Consider the following 16,792-nt stretch of genomic DNA (forward strand, 5'->3'; position numbering starts at 1 on the left):
TAACAGAAATGTCATTTTTGACCATTTCTGCTACCGATATTTTAGTGCCTGTATGCTCCAAAACGCCTCTTTTATATTTATTAACATAAAAAGCTGCTCAAAAATTTGGCTATGTCTTAGGAATCAGCACCCCCAGGGCATGAGTAGTTACAATATGAACCGCCACCGTTAAAAATGCTTATTAGGGCGTTTCTACTTCTCTAATCTGCTTTTTTCTCATTTCCTTGTCACTGCCAACTAAAGCCAACGACTGCCACAACCACTTGAAACTCAAAACAAATGCTCTATTTTGCTATTTTTTGCCTTTTAGGCGTTCTTTTTTAAAAAAAAATGGTTAATTCATTTGGTAATCAGAAAGTTTCCTCGTATATTTGCAAAAATTATCAAGAGGAATCGCTTATGTGCAAATTTGAAGAAATAGAAGGTTGGCGTCTTTCCTATGGCAAGACCATCCGAGAGATCAAAAATGCCGTGCATGAGGAGGTAAATTTGGGGCGAATATATCTCATCATTAGCATTTTGCTTGCTTATATGGGAACTGTTAGCATGCAAGCTCAATCATGCGAGGGACGAGTGTACCTAAAGAATGGTATCCAGCAACTCTATGAAAGTAATGATCGAATAGACTTGCCACGCAAGAAAAAGGATGTTCAAGTTTATAGAAACTTCTTTTCTCGCCAATGCACTAGCGATGTGATACCTTTCGCCAACATTGATTCTGTAGTGGTGTGGAATGCCACCTCCAAGCAAAACGTACGCACACTTGTTCCTTTGGAAAATGTGGGATGGAGCTGGCTATATATCAACCACCCAAGATTGCAAGTCTATATTTATGCCTCCCAAGGTTATTCCGTGACGGACATGGGAGGAATGAAAGCTAGGCAATGTAACACAGCAGCAGCAATGTTTTTCATCCCAAGCAAGACGGCTTGCGACTTCTATGTCAGACAGACTGATGGCAAGCTTATATGTCTGGGAGATACCTATAAGAAATGCGACAAACACTTTATCCGAGAACTTTGCCACTGTGTAGGACTTTCGCAGGAATGGGAAAAGAAACTCATTGGACTAAGTGAACACAACCGAAGTTCTATGATACAAAGAGTGATAGAAGTATTAGATGACAAACAATAAATAACAACTAAAAGGAATCATTATGAAAGCAATGAAGTTTTGGCTGTTCATAGCAGTAATGGTGGTAGCGATAGCTGCACACGCTCGCAAGAATGACGACCCAGAAATGCGTCATGTTCGCCTCACTATGATGGATGGCAAACAGATAGAGGGCTACATTCCTAAGAAGTACATGGGGTGGGCGTTAGAATATCAAGTAAGACTTGCCGAGAATCCAGATGGCAAAAAAGCCAAGAAGTACGATGCTGAGAAAGTAACCAAGATGGAATGGCTTGCACTCACAGAGGAACACCCTGAAGGCGAAGTGTGGGAACAATGCCAAACGATAGCACGTAATTCGATTAGGGCTGTAAAAGAGGATCGCCTTATGGAACTCCTTTACCGCGGCAAGAATGCATCTGTCTATCAAGTTCACGTATTTCTGCCTGGCAATGGCATAAACACAGGAAACTCTTGGGCTACTTGGTATGCACTGAAGCCTAATGGACAGAAAAGGGCATTTATTCTTTACAATGCAACGCTTGGCAAAATGGGAAGCCTGGATCGACAATTCAAGGATCAAAAGGAATATGAGGGACTGAAGAATTACATTCTAGAATGGTGGAACAAAGATAAGTCTTTAGCTAGGAAGCAACTGAATGATGGCGTAGCTATCTTTAGCCATATCTATGATGAATGGAAAGCTGCTTCCAGTAAACAATAATCGGGATTAAGATTCTCCAACTACAAGGTTGTAGAAACATAGTTTGGATTTTACCGCACACCTCACTAAGCAGCACTTAACTAATTATTACACAGTAAATTAGGTAGTGTACGATGTTCAATCAACACCGCACCCGTACCCGAGCAATACAAGGAGTCATCGATATCTCAACATCAGGTGCCCTGAAGTATCCTTCACTTATCGTTTCGGAGGATACAAGGCTAAACAGCATGATGAAGTGGATACTTCGAGATTTGGAATATAAAATGGATTGGTTTACGAAAATAGGCACGCATTCTTTTCAATATGCGTGCCTATTTCTCTTGAAAGATTTTCTTTTTTCTTGTTAATCTTTTCATGACAATCACGAGTACGGTCGAGCAACTCTTTCCAATAGTTGCCACCACCAAGATTCTTGAGTCGTTCATCGTCCATCGTAAACCCTTTTACGATGGACTCATTCAGTCGCTCTGTAGCCCATTGACGGAAACGAGTGTCTTGAATAGATTTTACACGATAGCCCACAGATATGATAACATCAAGGTTATAGAACTTCACTTCTTTGCTTTGGGTTTTTCCTGCCATAGCACCATGCTGAGTGGTCTGTCGGAATTTCCTAACAACCACTTTTTCATCAAGTTCTCCCTCTTTAAAAATATTTGATAAATGCTGACGTCTGGAAAGACTTTGGAAACATCATTGAGTATGACGCGACAGGTATTGATAAGGTGACAAATCGCAGCGATGTGAAGGAAATCTCCCGCTATTCTCTCAATGGTCAGCGAGTAACCTCTCCTACCAAGGGCGTGAATATCGTGGTATATAGTGATGGCAGCATCAAGAAAGTTGCCGTTCAATAATCAAAATAGAAAATCAGTGTTACTCTCAGTAGTAGCACTGATTTTTTCATTTATAAGTTATAAAAATCAAAAAAAAGGCTGGTTTTATCACGTATAAGTGAAACTTTTCGTATATTTGCAGTAAAATAAGTTGGAGGATAAGAATATGGCAAAAATCAAACGTAGGAAACTGCCGGTAGGCGTTCAGTCTTTCAGAAAAATCAGAGAAGAAGGATACCTATATGTTGACAAGACGGATATTGTTTGGGAATTGGCGAACAACGGCGATCAGTATAATTATCTCAGTCGTCCTCGTCGATTCGGCAAGTCTGTGCTCGTTGATACCCTTGAATCCTATTTCTTAGGCCGAAAGGATCTCTTCGAAGGTCTCAAAATCATGGAGATGGAAGAGGAATGGAATCAGTATCCTGTTATCAGACTTGACATGAGCCGTGGCGGTGCCAGTGCTCAAGGAATCCAGTCGTATCTCAATATCTGCTTTAAATCGTATGAGCAGAAATACAATATCACTCCGGATCCTACAGCCCAACTTGCAGACCGTTTTGATGCCATTATCACCACTGCCTATCAGCAGACAGGCATGAAGGTGGTAGTCCTCATAGATGAGTATGACTCCCCACTCCAGCACTCCTGGAAAACTCCTGAGCACGAAGCATGCACAGATATATATCGCAATGTGTTTGCCATACTGAAAGCTGATGATGAGTTCGAACGATTCGTATTCATTACAGGAATCACCAAGTTTACGCAGATTTCACTCTTCTCTGCGCTCAACAATCTGACCAATATCAGTTTCCTTCCACAATATGCACCACTCTGCGGTATCACTGAAGAAGAAATCAGCGAGAATTTCCAGCCAGAGTTGGAGAAAATGGCAGAAATGAACAATTGGACTTTGCAGCAAACTCACGACAAACTGAAGGAATATTATGATGGTTATCACTTCAGCGAAGACAATATGGTTGACATCTATAATCCTTTCAGTCTTGTCAATGCCTTGTCACAATCCAAACTTGCAAATTTCTGGGCTGCTTCAGGTGCCACTTCCAGATTGCCAAAGTTTATAACCAATGCAGAATTACACTTGGGTGATTTTGAGAATTGCCGCATTCTCCGCAATGTTTTGGAGACATCTGATGTTACAGGGGGTGGAGTTTCCTTATTCCTCTATCAGTCGGGGTATCTCACAATCAAGGACAGCGACGAATTCGGATATGTTTTGGGCTTCCCTAACAAGGAAGTAAGACAGGCTCTATATGAGACAGTACTACCTTCTCTGACCATGAGAGAAGAGAGTGAAATCCAGTCAATGCAAGCAAACCTCTATATGCAATTAGGTACAGGGCAGGTATCCGAAGCCATGAAATCGCTGAAGGCGCTGATTGCTGATGTTCCTTATAGTAACAAGAAAATGGCTTCTATGGATATGGAAGAACGTTATCGCCTGATTATCAGCACTATTCTCAACGCCATAGGCATGAAGGTAGAGATAGAGCACATGCTTTCTACGGGCAGGATTGACCTCATTACCTCTACCTCACAATACATCTATGTGATAGAATTGAAATTAAGAAACAATGGCGGAAAGGAAGCTGCAGTCCGACAGATCATCGAACATCAATACTTGGAGCCTTTCAAGGCTGATTCACGAGAGGTGATTGGTTTGGGAATAGAACTGGACGATGAAGGAAAGGGCTTGCTCGACTGGAAAATCGCAAAGGAGTAAGTATTTCTTAAATCATACATAAACAAAATAAAAACCACCACATGCTTATTTATTGGCATGTGGTGGTTTTTATTTAATCCCGCCTTTTACGGAATATTAGAAGTGAAAGCGGAGATCAACGCCACACTGGAAAGGATTGCCACGCTGGGCAAAGTATTCCTTGTTGCCTGTGGCGGCATTATCTACCGCGAAGGTATTGTAATGGGTATTCGTCAGATTACGAGCCCAGAAACTGATAAGGACCTTGCCTAAATCGGCATCCAGATGAGCGCCTAAGACTGCATACAAATTCTGACTGTAACTGTTGGCCTGATCCCAATAGGTCTTGCCCTGTGCATTGACATTGGCTCCTAAAGTAAGCGAACGGAGCAAACGGCAATCTGTATCAATACGATAATCTGCTGCTGCAGAAAGCGTATGCTGCGGAACATAAGGTACAAACTTGTCCTTGAAATCCTCAGCCTCGGCTCCTTCCCCACTCCGGTACTCATCAAATACGGCACGGGTATAACCATAGTTCAACATCCAGTCGAAATGACCATTGAAGAGCTGACCTCTGAGCGCAGCCTCAATACCGCAACTGTGACTCTTGCCTGCATTGACCATCATTCGGCCAAAACCGTAATTACCCGCCATCACAGACAACTGTTGGTTCTTTACCTGCATATAGAAAGCACTGAAATCCAGATGAACCGCATTCTCAAAGAGATTGAGATGGGTTCCCAACTCGTAGTTCCAACTCACTTCCGGTTCATAGGAAATCGTCTTATTCACCTTCTCATAATCCTCGGCAGAATGAGGAACATCATAATCACCACGCATCGCAGCCTGACGGTTGGCATTCAATTCTGTCTGAAGAATATCGCTGAACATCTGGATGTTATAACCACCGGCACGATAACCCTTGCTGACAACCGCATACACATTACTGCCATGGGAATCCAATCGCCAAGTGAGTCCCAGCTTAGGCAACAGCTCTTCGAAATGATCGTGCGTGCGACCATCGAGCATACTGCGCAAAGTATTGGTTCTCTCCATGCCCATCACCCTCGCCTTCATACTCATATAGGCAGAACTTTCGTAATGAATGGAGGTAAGCATATAATCATATCGCAAACCCAAGGTAAGGGAAAGCGAAGAAGATAAATCGAAAAGGCTCTCGTGATAGAAACCGAGATTGGACTGAGGCGTACGATACAATCCTGGCGCACCCATGGAAACCTCCATGCCTACTCCACCAGCTTGTTCTATAGCTCGCTGAGCGGCAGCCTGAGCGGCAGCTGCAGGCATTCCCTGGGCTATCATCCTGCCTGCCATCGCCTTCACCATCGCATCATACATCTGGCGCTGGATGGCATTGCCGATAGGCGCCGTCATCGCTTCATCAAAGAACACTGGTCCGTTGGTCTTCAACCACTGTTGGGAGAAGAAAGCACCTAATGTCCAATGCCAGAATCCGCCCACAGCCTGCTTGCCCTTGAAGGTAAACTCCTGGGTAAAGGAATTCTGCAACTGCTGCTGAAGGATGCGCATATAGTCAGCCGGAAGATAATCCTGATCCATCAGCATATGGTCTTTCACATACTGATAACTCGAAACGGAAGTGAAATCGAAAAGATTTCCCTGACGGGTGAGTCGCAAACCGGAAATCAGATTGTTGCGGCGATAGATGCCTGCAAAGGTGGAGGCTGGACGGTCGGTATTGCCTGTTGCAAGATCCAGACGACCATAAGGAAATCCATTCTGATCTACATACTGATAATTGGCGAGAACATCAACATCCCAACCGGCATTCAGACGGGTTTTTACAAGCAGTTTTCCGCCCGCTTCATTCATCTTGTCAGCCCTTTCACCAGTAAAGGAATTGCGGAAGAAACCGTTCTGTCCATCATAAAAACCAGCCAAAGAGAAGGCTGTCTTCTCATTCACCTTATTATAATGCGCTACCTCAAAATTGCGATAGCTGCGACTGCCATAGCCCAATTTCACATCCGTACCCTGATAGTTAAAAGGATTGTGGGAATACATTCTCACGAGTCCGCCCTCTGTATTCTGTCCATAAAGAGTGCCCTGCGGTCCACGGAGCACATCCACACGACTCAGTTGGTAATTGTGGAGATTGAAGGCAGACTTGCTCATCACCGGGATATCATCCATATAGATGCCCACAGAAGGACTGTTGACACGACTGCCGATGCCACGCACATAGACGGAAGACGACAAGCGGCTGCCGTAATTAGGCATCACAAAATTAGGGATATACTGAGAGAGTTCACGCAAATCATGAACACCGAGTTTATGAATCTGAAAACTGCTGAGAGAACTGCTGCTCAATGCCTGCTGACGGAGGCGACGGGTTTCCTTGGGTTGGGAAACGACTACAATCTCATCAATATCAAATACCTTGCTGCTATCAGCAAAAACGCTCTCGGGACTGACCAAATTACCATTAGCGGCACTGGCTGGATGCATACTTTCCGCTTTAGCCAGATATTCATCTTCTGCATTTACTGGCAGAAAATTTGCAGCTAAAGATGCGGCTACCAAAATTTTAAAATACATAATTCAACTGATTTTTTTTCGGCTGCAAAGGTACAAAGATTATCCCGAAAGGATTATCCTTATAAATTAGGAAATCAGACTGAACCTGAAAAATCAGGAAACGAGAACATATCAGGAATTTCGCTTGAGATAAGCCCGGATGGCATACCAGATATACGCTACTAAAATAATGTAACCGACAGTGTATAACGTACTGATACTGAATATGATATAATCTAAGGCGCACATACCCATCAGACCACCCAAATAAAGTATTCCTTCACCCAAAGTAAGACGGTTTTTTACTTCATCCACACAGGCAATGGCAAGTATGAGAATCGCCCATACGGATGCTAAGAAGAAACCCAACACCTTAGGCACTGCAAAAGGATTGAGCGTAGGGTGGAAATAGAAATGACGCCATACCTCAGGCATGTAGGTCTGAATCGTGGCATAGAAAGCTGCAGACAGCGATACCATCAGCACAAGGGCTGTTGGATAAGGTGAGTCGATATCATTGAAATGCACGATAGGCGCATTTCGCGTAAAGATCTTCTTCACCAGATAACTCACTCCTATCAGCACAAAGACTATCAGGAAGATGAGCAGGTGGGTATTGCTGAACACCATGATAAACTGGGAAATGGGATCATCAGGCACTACCTTAGAAAGCATATTAGACTCATGTATCCAACCGAATACATTATCCTCTGTTGCCAACTGGATCCAAACTGAATCCTCACGATCCTGCGGAATTATCCTGATATCAGAAACAACCAGAAGACAGTGCTTCATGACTGCGAAAGAATCGATGGGAAGATGGCTGACGAATTCCTCCGGCTGCTGCTTGATAAGCATCAGAGAATCTGCTGCCACCTCGAAATTGTAGCGATAGGTATAATGATGCGTAGAAGAAAAAGAAATCGAATCGCGCTGGCGATCACTGTATTCCACCAGTGCTGCATGCTGTCCCTTTGCAATATGACGGTGATAACAACTGGTTACAAAGAAAAGCACAAAGACCATCAGCATGCCCTTGAGGACACACTGACAGCCTTTTCTCATATCGGATAACTTTAACTTCATCTGTATTTTATTATATGATTCTTCTGAATAGAACCTGCTCACAATGATCAGTTTGACTCAGCATAGACATTCATCTGACATTCCTTGCAGACAAACTCCAGCCGGAATCTTCTGCCATCGCCTAATACCAGCGAAAGCGGTTCTTTCCATGTAGGTTTCTTTCCCCCACGCTTCACGCAATATCCTAAGGAATAGCGGATGCAATGGCGGCACTGCATGATGAGCGATTCATCCTTGCGTTTGTTAGCACCCAGTTCGAATGCAGGCTGGATATTCTCAAGTCCATGCTTCTTGTAGAAATCAACCGCAGCATCATTGGCAATATTATAAGTATATCGCCATTTTTCATATTCCGGTTGCCAGGTTAATTCCTTCTGACTCTTAGCTTCACGTTCTCCCGGGTGATCCAATCTGTAAGGATTGGCAAAGAAATTTCTGTCCATACCAGAAATCAGCGAACGGTTGAGTTCATCTGTTATTCTCTGATCAAGTTTTTGAATCAATTCCCTACGGACATTTGAAAGCACACTGTTAGGGATGAACGCAGCATCAATATCATTCTTGAGTACCACATGCTTACATTCATATTTAGATTCACCGAACTTGCTCATCTGCGCAATCATATTATCATGCTGAGAGCGTTTGGCGCACTGCAGTTGCATAGGTGTGAAGACCTCTGCAGCCTTGTAGTACAAGCCCTGTTCTACACTCTTGAAGATATTGGCAGTTGCAAGGAATCCATCTACTACTTCATCATTATCCTCGTCCTTTTCCAACACAGGCTGGAGTTCGATAAAGAGCGGAATACGGCGTTCTGCTGTCTTGCGAGCAAGAATCTGTTCGAATGCCTGGTCGTTGTTGCGATACAAAGCCATACCCGGTCTGAGGTTTTCCGGCATGCGGAAAGGGAAAAGGCGGTTGCCCTCTACCTTGTTGACACGGAAACCCTCCAACTCTCGCTCATCATTGATGAAACAGAGTCCGTCGCCATTGGCAAAACTTGCAACAGTAGCCACATTGAATGATACATTCCCACGGATTTCCTTCACCTTACCTACATATTCACCGATAGCCTTCGGTGTGTCGAAGGATGAAATATCGGGTTGTCTGCCATGCAGGAAATAGTTGGTAAAACCGCGGTTGAAGGTTTTCTTCAGATTCGGAACGAAATTATATTCCACATGTCCTCGCGAAGCACGTCGGTATTCGCGTGGATATTTGGCTACGATTTCATCCAATTTCTTGTTATAGGCAGCCACCACGTTTTTCACATAAGTGATATCCTTGAGTCTGCCCTCTATCTTGAATGAAGAAGCTCCGGCATCAGCCAGGTCCTTCAGATAATCTAACTGACAGAGATCCTTGAGCGACAGGAGATAGCGCTGGTGCTCTATCATCTGGTTGTCGGCATCAACCAGGTCAAACTTCATACGGCAGAACTGGGCACATTCACCACGGTTGGCAGAACGGGAGAAGCATTTTTCGGATGCATAGCAGACTCCGGAATAACTGACGCAGAGAGCACCATGCACGAAGACTTCAATCTCTCTGTCTGGAATAGCATTGTGGATGGCTTTGATTTCATCCAGTGACAGTTCACGTGCAAGAACCACTCGCTTGAAACCGATCTGAGTCAACCACAAAGCTTTCTCAGGAGTTCGAGTATCGCATTGGGTACTGCTATGTAACTCCCTCTTCCACAAACCTTTAGCTCTCACCTCCCAGAGGAGTCCCATATCCTGCAGCAAGAGTGCATCAACACCAATCTCATCCAACTGGGAAATCATCTTAAGCGTATCTTCCAATTCTGAATCATAGATGATGGTATTGACGGTAACGTGAACCTTGGCACCAAACTGATGGGCGTAATCACAGAGTTGCTTGATATCCTCGATAGAGTTGCCGGCAGCAGCTCGTGCACCGAATCGTGGAGCACCGATATAGACGGCGTCTGCTCCATGATCGATGGCAGCTATACCGCATTCTAAATTTTTGGCAGGAGCCAATAATTCCAATGTTCTCATAACTTACTGAATATCGTCAATATTATAAGGAGTCTCCTGGTAAACATAATAGTTGATCCAGTTGCTATAGAAGAGATTGGCATGTGCACGCCATGTAACCAATGGAGCCTCGTTAGGATCGTCGTGATAATAATAATTCTTTGGCAATTCCACATCATCGCGCTTGCCCATATCGCGCTTATACTCTTTATCGAGTGTATTTGGCGCATATTCAAGATGACCGGTTACAAAGAACTCACGGCCCCCTCTTGCCATCACGATGCTCACACCGCTTTCAGGAGATTCTGCAATAATGTCAAGTCCTGGTACCTTCTCAATATCCTCTCGTCTCACTTCTGTATGACGGCTGTGAGGCATGGCAAAGACATCATCAAAGCCTCTGAAGATAGGCTGTGACATATCCAGCGGTTTCTGCTGGAAGATACCGAACATCTTCTTCTCCAACGGATATTTCGGCACGCCATAGAAATGATAAAGTCCAGCCTGTGCACCCCAGCAGATATAGAGCGTAGAAGTGACATGAGTACGTGCCCAATCGAAAATCTGCATGATTTCCGGCCAATACTCAACATCCTCGTATGCCATCGTCTCGATCGGAGCACCCGTAACAATCATACCATCAAACTTCTGTTTGGAGAGTTCGGAAAAATCCTTATAGAACATCATCATGTGCTCGATAGGAGTATTCTTAGGGGTATGACTCTTGAGTTTCATGAAATAGACCTCAAGCTGCAAAGGCGTATTGGACAACAGTCGCACGAGGTCGGTCTCTGTAGTTATCTTCAGCGGCATCAGGTTGAGAACCACGATTTTAAGTGGACGGATTTCCTGGCTGTGAGCCCGGCTCTCGTCCATCACAAAGATATTCTCATGCTTCAGCAACTCGATGGCTGGCAATTTATCTGGTAATCTTAATGGCATTTTTTATCCTTTCTTTGTATTTTTCTGCAAAGTTACTGTAAAAATCTGACTTAGCGAAAAAAAAGAGGATTTTTTTATATAAAACGCAAAAAAGGTGTTGAACCGAAGTTCAACACCTTCCCACCCCCTGGAACAGTATCTAAATAAGATTATGCCAAAACCCTAAAAAGACTTGATCCAGAAGTAGATGCTATAACATCATCATTTCTTTTACCAAAGATCCAATCTCTCAGACTCTGGGATATACATTTTGTCTCCCTTCTTGACACCAAATGCCTCATACCAGGCATTGATGTGAGGAAGAGCGCCATTTACTCGCCATTCTCCCAATGAATGTGGGTCGCTCTTTACGCGGTTGCGGATTTCCTGCTCTGTGATGTTCTGACCCCATACGCCAGCATAAGCAAGGAAGAAACGCTGTTCTGGTGTGAAACCATCCTTCTCCTTGAGCTTTTTCTTTGCAGTTGCATTCTTAAATGCATTGAAAGAAACCATCAGACCTCCGTGGTCTGCCAGGTTCTCACCCAAAGTGAATCGACCATTGGCATTCAAATCAGGCAATACCTTGATATTGCTGAAGAATGCAGCATACTGATCAGCACGCTTGTTGAAGCCCTCTGCATCATTGGCTGTCCACCAGTCATGCATATTACCATCTGAATCATACAGTCTTCCCTGGTCGTCAAATCCGTGAGTCATCTCATGTCCGATCACTACGCCGATAGCACCATAGTTGAATGCTGCATCAGCCTTCGGATCGAAGAATGGATACTGGAGGATACCTGCTGGGAAGGTAATCTCATTGGTTGTTGGGTTATAATAAGCATTGACTGTCTGTGGAGTCATGTACCACTCGTCACGATCCACTGGCTTTCCTGCCTTGTCATTGATATGCTTGTCGTGAGCAAACTTGCGGCATGCCATCACGTTCTCATAGAAACTCTTAGATGGATCGATTTGAAGACTGCTATAGTCTGTCCACTTGTTAGGGTAACCGATCTTCACATAGAACTTGTTGAGCTTTTCGTGAGCTGCTGCCTTGGTAGTATCGCTCATCCAGGTCTGTGCATCGATACGCTGACCGAGACTTACCTGAAGATTTCTTACCAATTCCAACATGATCTTCTTAGAAGACTCTGGGAAGTAGCGCTTGCAGTACATACGACCGAGAGGTTCGCCCAACTGAGCTTCTACCTGACTGGTAGCACGCTTCCAGAGAGGATAATCCTCCTTGCGACCACTCATTGTCTTGCCGAAGAAATCAAAGTTAGCCTCACGGATCTCATCAGTGAGATAAGAAGATGAACTCTGGATAACATCCCACTCCATCAAAGCTCTGAGCGTATTGGCATTCTCGGCAGCAGTAATCTTGTCGAGACCAGCGAGGAAGTCAGGCTGACCTACGATCATCTCCTGAATGTACTCGCTCTTGATACCCTCTGCATTACACATAGCCTCGAAGTTGAGGTTAGGATATTTCTCCTGGAACTCCTTGAGAGTCATCTTATTATAGTTAGCCTGAGGATCGCGAAGTTCTGTCATACTCTTTGAGATGAGCGCCAACATGGTTTCGTGCTGGAAGATAGCCTGCTCCTTCTGAGCTGCTTCCTCTGCTGAGAAACCGTAGAGCTGGAACATCTTCTGAACATACTTCTTGAAAGCCTCACGGATAGCTACTGTAGCTGTGTCATTGTTGACATAATAGTCTTTCTGACCGAGGGTAAGACCGCCCTGACCGAGATTGAAGATATTCATCTTGACATTCTTCTCGTCAGCAGCGAAGCCGCCACCGAAGCTCACACCATAACCTTGTGCTGCATACTTCAACTGGATCTTCTGCAAGTCAGCCTTTGTCTTGGCTGCTTCCATCTCATCGAAAAGTGGCTTAACTGGTGAGATACCAGCCTTGTTGCGAGCATCTACATTAAGCGCCAACTTATAGAAGTCAGACAATTTCTGCTCGATAGTACCCTTCTTATAAGTCTTCTTCTGAAGTTCAGAAAGAATGGTATTGATACGCTTGTTGTTGTCATCTGCCAACAGATTGAAGCTGCCGTAGCAGCTGTAAGCTGCTGGGAGTGGGTGGTTCTTCTGCCATCCACCTGTAGCAAACTGGTAGAAATCATTAGCAGGACTGACTGTCTTATCAAGGTTTTCCATGACAAGACCCGACTTGTTCTGTGCATCTGCGCCGAGAGGCATAGCTGCCAGCATCATCATCGGAAGAATCATTTTAATGTTCATGTTAGTTATATTTTTTATTATTAAATCTCAGAAAGATAAGCATCTGCTGAAAGAAAATCTTATGCTGAAGGTTTATGAATTGCTGACTTCTTCGAGCTTTTCAGAAAGAAGCAGCCAGTTATCATTTTCCTCATCAAGTTTCTGCATCAGCGAAGTATATTCTGTGACAAGTTCCATATTGGTAGCATTCTCCGGCTTCATCAGGAGGTCATCTATTTCCTTCTTGCGCTTTTCCAGTCTGGCAATGCGATCTTCACACTCCCTGACAGCCTTCTCTGCCTTGCGGATTTTCTTCTGCTGTTCCTTATGCTCAGCATAATTCTGTTTACCGGCAGAAGGAGTTGCTTCTACAGTTGCTGCTACAGGAGCAGACTGAGCACTTGTCAATGCGGCATTGATGGAATCTGCATTATGCGCACGAAGATAGTCATAGATACCACCTAAATGCTCACGTACCTTTCCGCCACCGAACTCATAGACTTTATCTACCAGTCCATCAAGGAATTCACGGTCGTGGCTCACGATGATAGCTGTACCATCAAAAGCCTTGATAGCTTCCTTGAGCACATCCTTTGACTGCATATCAAGATGGTTGGTAGGCTCATCGAGTATCAGCAGGTTCACTGGTTCGAGCAGCAGTTTGATCATAGCCAATCGGCTTCTTTCACCTCCACTGAGTACCTTCACATACTTTTCTGAAGTCTCACCACCGAACATGAATGAACCAAGGAGATCGTTGATTTTCAATCGCATCTCACCAGTGGCTACACGATCGATGGTATCGAATATCGTGAGGTTCTCATCAAGGAGCTGCGCCTGGTTCTGTGCGAAATATCCTATCTGTACATTGTGTCCAATCTTGAGGTTGCCCGTAAAAGGAATCTCGCCCATGATACATTTGACAAGCGTTGATTTACCTTCACCGTTCTTTCCTACGAACGCAACCTTCTCACCTCTTTTAATAGTAAGGGTGACATGATCGAAAACCGTATGCTCTCCATAATCCTTGCGTACCTCATCGCAGATAACCGGATAATCACCGCTTCGCAGACAAGGAGGGAACTTGAGATGCATCTGTTTGTTATCCACCTCATCCACCTCGATCGGCACAATTTTCTCCAACTGCTTGATGCGACTCTGCACCTGTACAGCCTTGGTAGGTTTATATCGGAATCGCTCTATAAAGTCCTTAATATCAGCGATTTCCTTCTGTTGGTTCTCGTAAGCCCTCAACTGCTGTTCACGACGTTCCTGACGAAGGACGATATACTCATCGTATTTCACTTTGTAGTCCTCTACCCTTCCGCAGGTAATCTCCAACGTACGATTAGTAACATTATTGATAAACGCACGGTCGTGACTCACGAGTACTACCGCCTTGGCACTTTGAGCAAGAAACTGTTCCAACCACTGGATACTTTCGATATCAAGATGGTTGGTAGGCTCATCGAGCAAGAGGACATCAGGTTTCTGCAACAGGATTTTCGCCAATTCAATACGCATACGCCATCCACCGGAAAACTCTCTGGTAGGACGTTCAAAATCCTCTCGCACAAATCCGAGACCTGTCAGGGTACGTTCGATTTCAGCCTCATAGTTTTCACCTCCCATCATCATGTAGCGTTCATGTTCCTGAGAGAACTTCTCCACGAGTTGCGCATATTCATCACTCTCGTAGTCGGTACGGTCAGCCATCTCCTGCTGCATCTTATCAAGACGTGCCTTCATCTCCGTATTATGAGCAAAGGCCTTGCGGGTTTCTTCCTTGACCGTCGTATCGTCCTGAAGTTTCATGACCTGAGGCAGATATCCGATAGTGGTATCGTTTGGAATCGCCACAACACCGTCAGTAGGTTTCTGCAAACCACACAGGATTTTGAGCATGGTAGATTTTCCAGCACCGTTTTTGCCGACGAGCGCTATGCGATCTCTATCATTGATGACAAAACTGACATCATGAAAAAGAGGTTTAACGCCAAATTCAACTTTAAGATTTTCAACCGATATCATTACAGAATCTATATATTACAGAATCTTGATTACAGAATCTACTTTTAAAGAATTCATTCTTTTGAAATGTAAATATCTTTATTATGAAGAATTTATTATTCTTTTTGAGAATCTATCATCAAGAATCTATTATTTCCAAAAAAATCCCCAATGGGGTAAGTTTAATAAAAAAGGTCGGACCTCAAAAAGAGAAACCGACCTTTATACTTTAAATCTTCAAGAAGATTAAGCCTCTGCAGGAGCGTCCTCTGCTGGAGTTTCCTCAGCAGTTGCAGCAGCCTCAGCCTCTGCCTGAGCAGCAGCCTGAGCAGCCTTCTTGTCAGCTACCTTCTTTGCGATTGCTTCATTCATCTTCTTCTCAGCCTCGAGCTCCTTAGCAGCAGCTTCCTTCTTAGCCTTTGCCTCAGCGTCACGAACTGCAGAAACCTTCTGGTCTGCGCCGTTCTTCCAAGCGTCAAAACGCTTCTGAGCCTCAGCCTCGTCGAATGCGCCCTTCTTAACGCCACCACGGAGGTGCTTCATCAAGTAAACGCCCTCGCCCTTGAGGATGTTACGTACTGTGTCTGTTGGCTGTGCACCTGTCTCTACCCAGTAGAGGGCACGATCGAAATTCAAATCTACAGTAGCAGGATTGGTGTTAGGGTTGTATGTACCAATCTTCTCAGTAAATTTACCATCACGTGGTGCTCTAACGTCAGCGATTACGATGCTGTAGAAAGCATAGCTCTTACGACCGCCGCGCTGCAATCTGATTTTTGTTGCCATTTTTTAATCTAATTTTTTAATTTGAGGTTTGAATTTTATGCTGCCATCTCGTGACAGCGGGTGCAAAATTACAACTTTTATTTGATTCCCACAAATTTCAAGTTGATTTTATAATTATTTTTAACGTATTCTACGGGGTGCATTAACGAATTCTATCGGCAGCACGTACCAATTTTTCATCATCACTGACTCCCTTGCGTGCTAAAAGCACAAAGACAAGTGATAAGAGAGGCATTACTGCACCCCAATGGAATGTCAAATTGCCGGATACTTTTTCTAATCCTACAAGTCCGAAGAAGATCACTGCATAATCTACGTACCAGAGTACATTGAAAAGCAGGTTGATAGAACAGAGATTGATCTGCAACTTACGGTTCTTGAACAGGAATACTGTTGCCAGAGACATCAATGCTGAAACGGAGCAAAGAAGAAACAGTGGCAAACAGCTTGCATCAAAACGGATTCCCTCGTCGCCGCTAATGCCCAGACAGTGTACTGACATCGGATTGCCCATACCTTGTGGCATCACTGAAGCCACAGGTACAAACAGGCAGATCACACAGGCAATGACTGCGACCAGAAGAAACAATGTTTGTTTACGCTGTATCATAATCTTGTTATATTCCTACATGATTATATAATCACTACCCTACATTTCTATATAATTGAAATCCCTAAATTATAATTATATTCCTAAAATTACATAATAGAGACGGAACTCCACATTAAAAGGCAGAACTCCTCATTAAAAAGGGAAGCACCTCATTATAAGGAGAAA

12 protein-coding genes and 1 pseudogene are annotated in these 16,792 nt (G+C 44.1%); 4 read left to right on the top strand and 9 right to left on the bottom strand.

Features of this window, described 5'->3' with window-relative positions:
- The first annotated feature begins 399 nt into the window (after window positions 1–399).
- Together EXN75_RS17960 and EXN75_RS03310 are read left to right on the top strand one after the other, a co-directional pair.
- Window positions 400–1,134, top strand: coding sequence for a hypothetical protein (locus EXN75_RS17960; protein WP_187349069.1), 735 nt, complete (start codon window positions 400–402; stop codon window positions 1,132–1,134).
- Window positions 1,135–1,156: 22 nt separating this feature from the next.
- The gene (locus tag EXN75_RS03310) at window positions 1,157–1,837 is read left to right on the top strand and encodes a hypothetical protein (protein ID WP_134842768.1); all 681 of its coding nucleotides are present in this window, start codon (window positions 1,157–1,159) and stop codon (window positions 1,835–1,837) included.
- Window positions 1,838–2,200: 363 nt separating this feature from the next.
- Here the strand turns inward: EXN75_RS03310 and rhuM are convergent.
- Window positions 2,201–2,509 (bottom strand): annotated as a pseudogene (gene rhuM / locus EXN75_RS03315) (RhuM family protein); the annotation flags it as partial.
- Between rhuM and EXN75_RS03320 the strand changes: the two are divergent.
- A complete protein-coding gene (locus tag EXN75_RS03320) occupies window positions 2,497–2,697 on the top strand; it encodes a hypothetical protein (RefSeq protein ID WP_022110166.1) in 201 nt (66 codons plus the stop codon). The pseudogene rhuM and the gene EXN75_RS03320 sit on opposite strands and share 13 nt — an antisense overlap.
- Window positions 2,698–2,842: 145 nt before the next feature.
- Entirely contained in the window at window positions 2,843–4,423 is a 1,581-nt protein-coding gene (locus tag EXN75_RS03325; protein ID WP_134842769.1) for an ATP-binding protein, read from the top strand.
- A gap of 96 nt (window positions 4,424–4,519) precedes the next feature.
- Here the strand turns inward: EXN75_RS03325 and EXN75_RS03330 are convergent, their stop codons facing one another.
- From EXN75_RS03330 to EXN75_RS03365, 8 genes are all read right to left on the bottom strand, one after another.
- Window positions 4,520–6,985, bottom strand: a complete 2,466-nt coding sequence (locus EXN75_RS03330; RefSeq protein ID WP_134842770.1) for a TonB-dependent receptor — start codon at window positions 6,983–6,985, stop codon at window positions 4,520–4,522.
- A gap of 111 nt (window positions 6,986–7,096) precedes the next feature.
- Window positions 7,097–8,050: a zinc ribbon domain-containing protein gene (locus EXN75_RS03335; protein ID WP_246031276.1), complete on the bottom strand. Its 954-nt coding sequence runs from the start codon at window positions 8,048–8,050 to the stop codon at window positions 7,097–7,099.
- A 47-nt stretch (window positions 8,051–8,097) separates the two neighbouring features.
- Entirely contained in the window at window positions 8,098–10,074 is a 1,977-nt protein-coding gene (locus EXN75_RS03340) for a peptidase U32 family protein (RefSeq protein ID WP_134842771.1), read from the bottom strand.
- A 3-nt stretch (window positions 10,075–10,077) separates the two neighbouring features.
- Window positions 10,078–10,995, bottom strand: a complete 918-nt coding sequence (metA, locus tag EXN75_RS03345; protein WP_022109798.1) for a homoserine O-acetyltransferase MetA — start codon at window positions 10,993–10,995, stop codon at window positions 10,078–10,080.
- Between the two features lie 210 nt (window positions 10,996–11,205).
- Window positions 11,206–13,239 carry a M13 family metallopeptidase gene (locus EXN75_RS03350; protein WP_134842772.1) on the bottom strand — a complete coding sequence of 678 codons (2,034 nt, stop codon included), beginning with the start codon at window positions 13,237–13,239 and terminating at the stop codon, window positions 11,206–11,208.
- Window positions 13,240–13,311: 72 nt separating this feature from the next.
- Window positions 13,312–15,249 carry an ABC-F family ATP-binding cassette domain-containing protein gene (locus tag EXN75_RS03355; RefSeq protein ID WP_134842773.1) on the bottom strand — a complete coding sequence of 646 codons (1,938 nt, stop codon included), beginning with the start codon at window positions 15,247–15,249 and terminating at the stop codon, window positions 13,312–13,314.
- A 225-nt stretch (window positions 15,250–15,474) separates the two neighbouring features.
- Complete coding sequence (locus tag EXN75_RS03360) at window positions 15,475–16,014, bottom strand: 30S ribosomal protein S16 (protein WP_022109795.1); 540 nt, start codon at window positions 16,012–16,014, stop codon at window positions 15,475–15,477.
- 142 nt (window positions 16,015–16,156) lie between these two features.
- On the bottom strand, window positions 16,157–16,624 hold the full coding sequence (locus tag EXN75_RS03365; protein ID WP_134842774.1) for a DUF4293 domain-containing protein: 468 nt from the start codon (window positions 16,622–16,624) through the stop codon (window positions 16,157–16,159).
- Window positions 16,625–16,792: the final 168 nt, after the last annotated feature.

Origin of the sequence: Segatella hominis (genome assembly GCF_004535825.1) — a bacterium.
GTDB classification, from domain to species: domain Bacteria; phylum Bacteroidota; class Bacteroidia; order Bacteroidales; family Bacteroidaceae; genus Prevotella; species Prevotella hominis.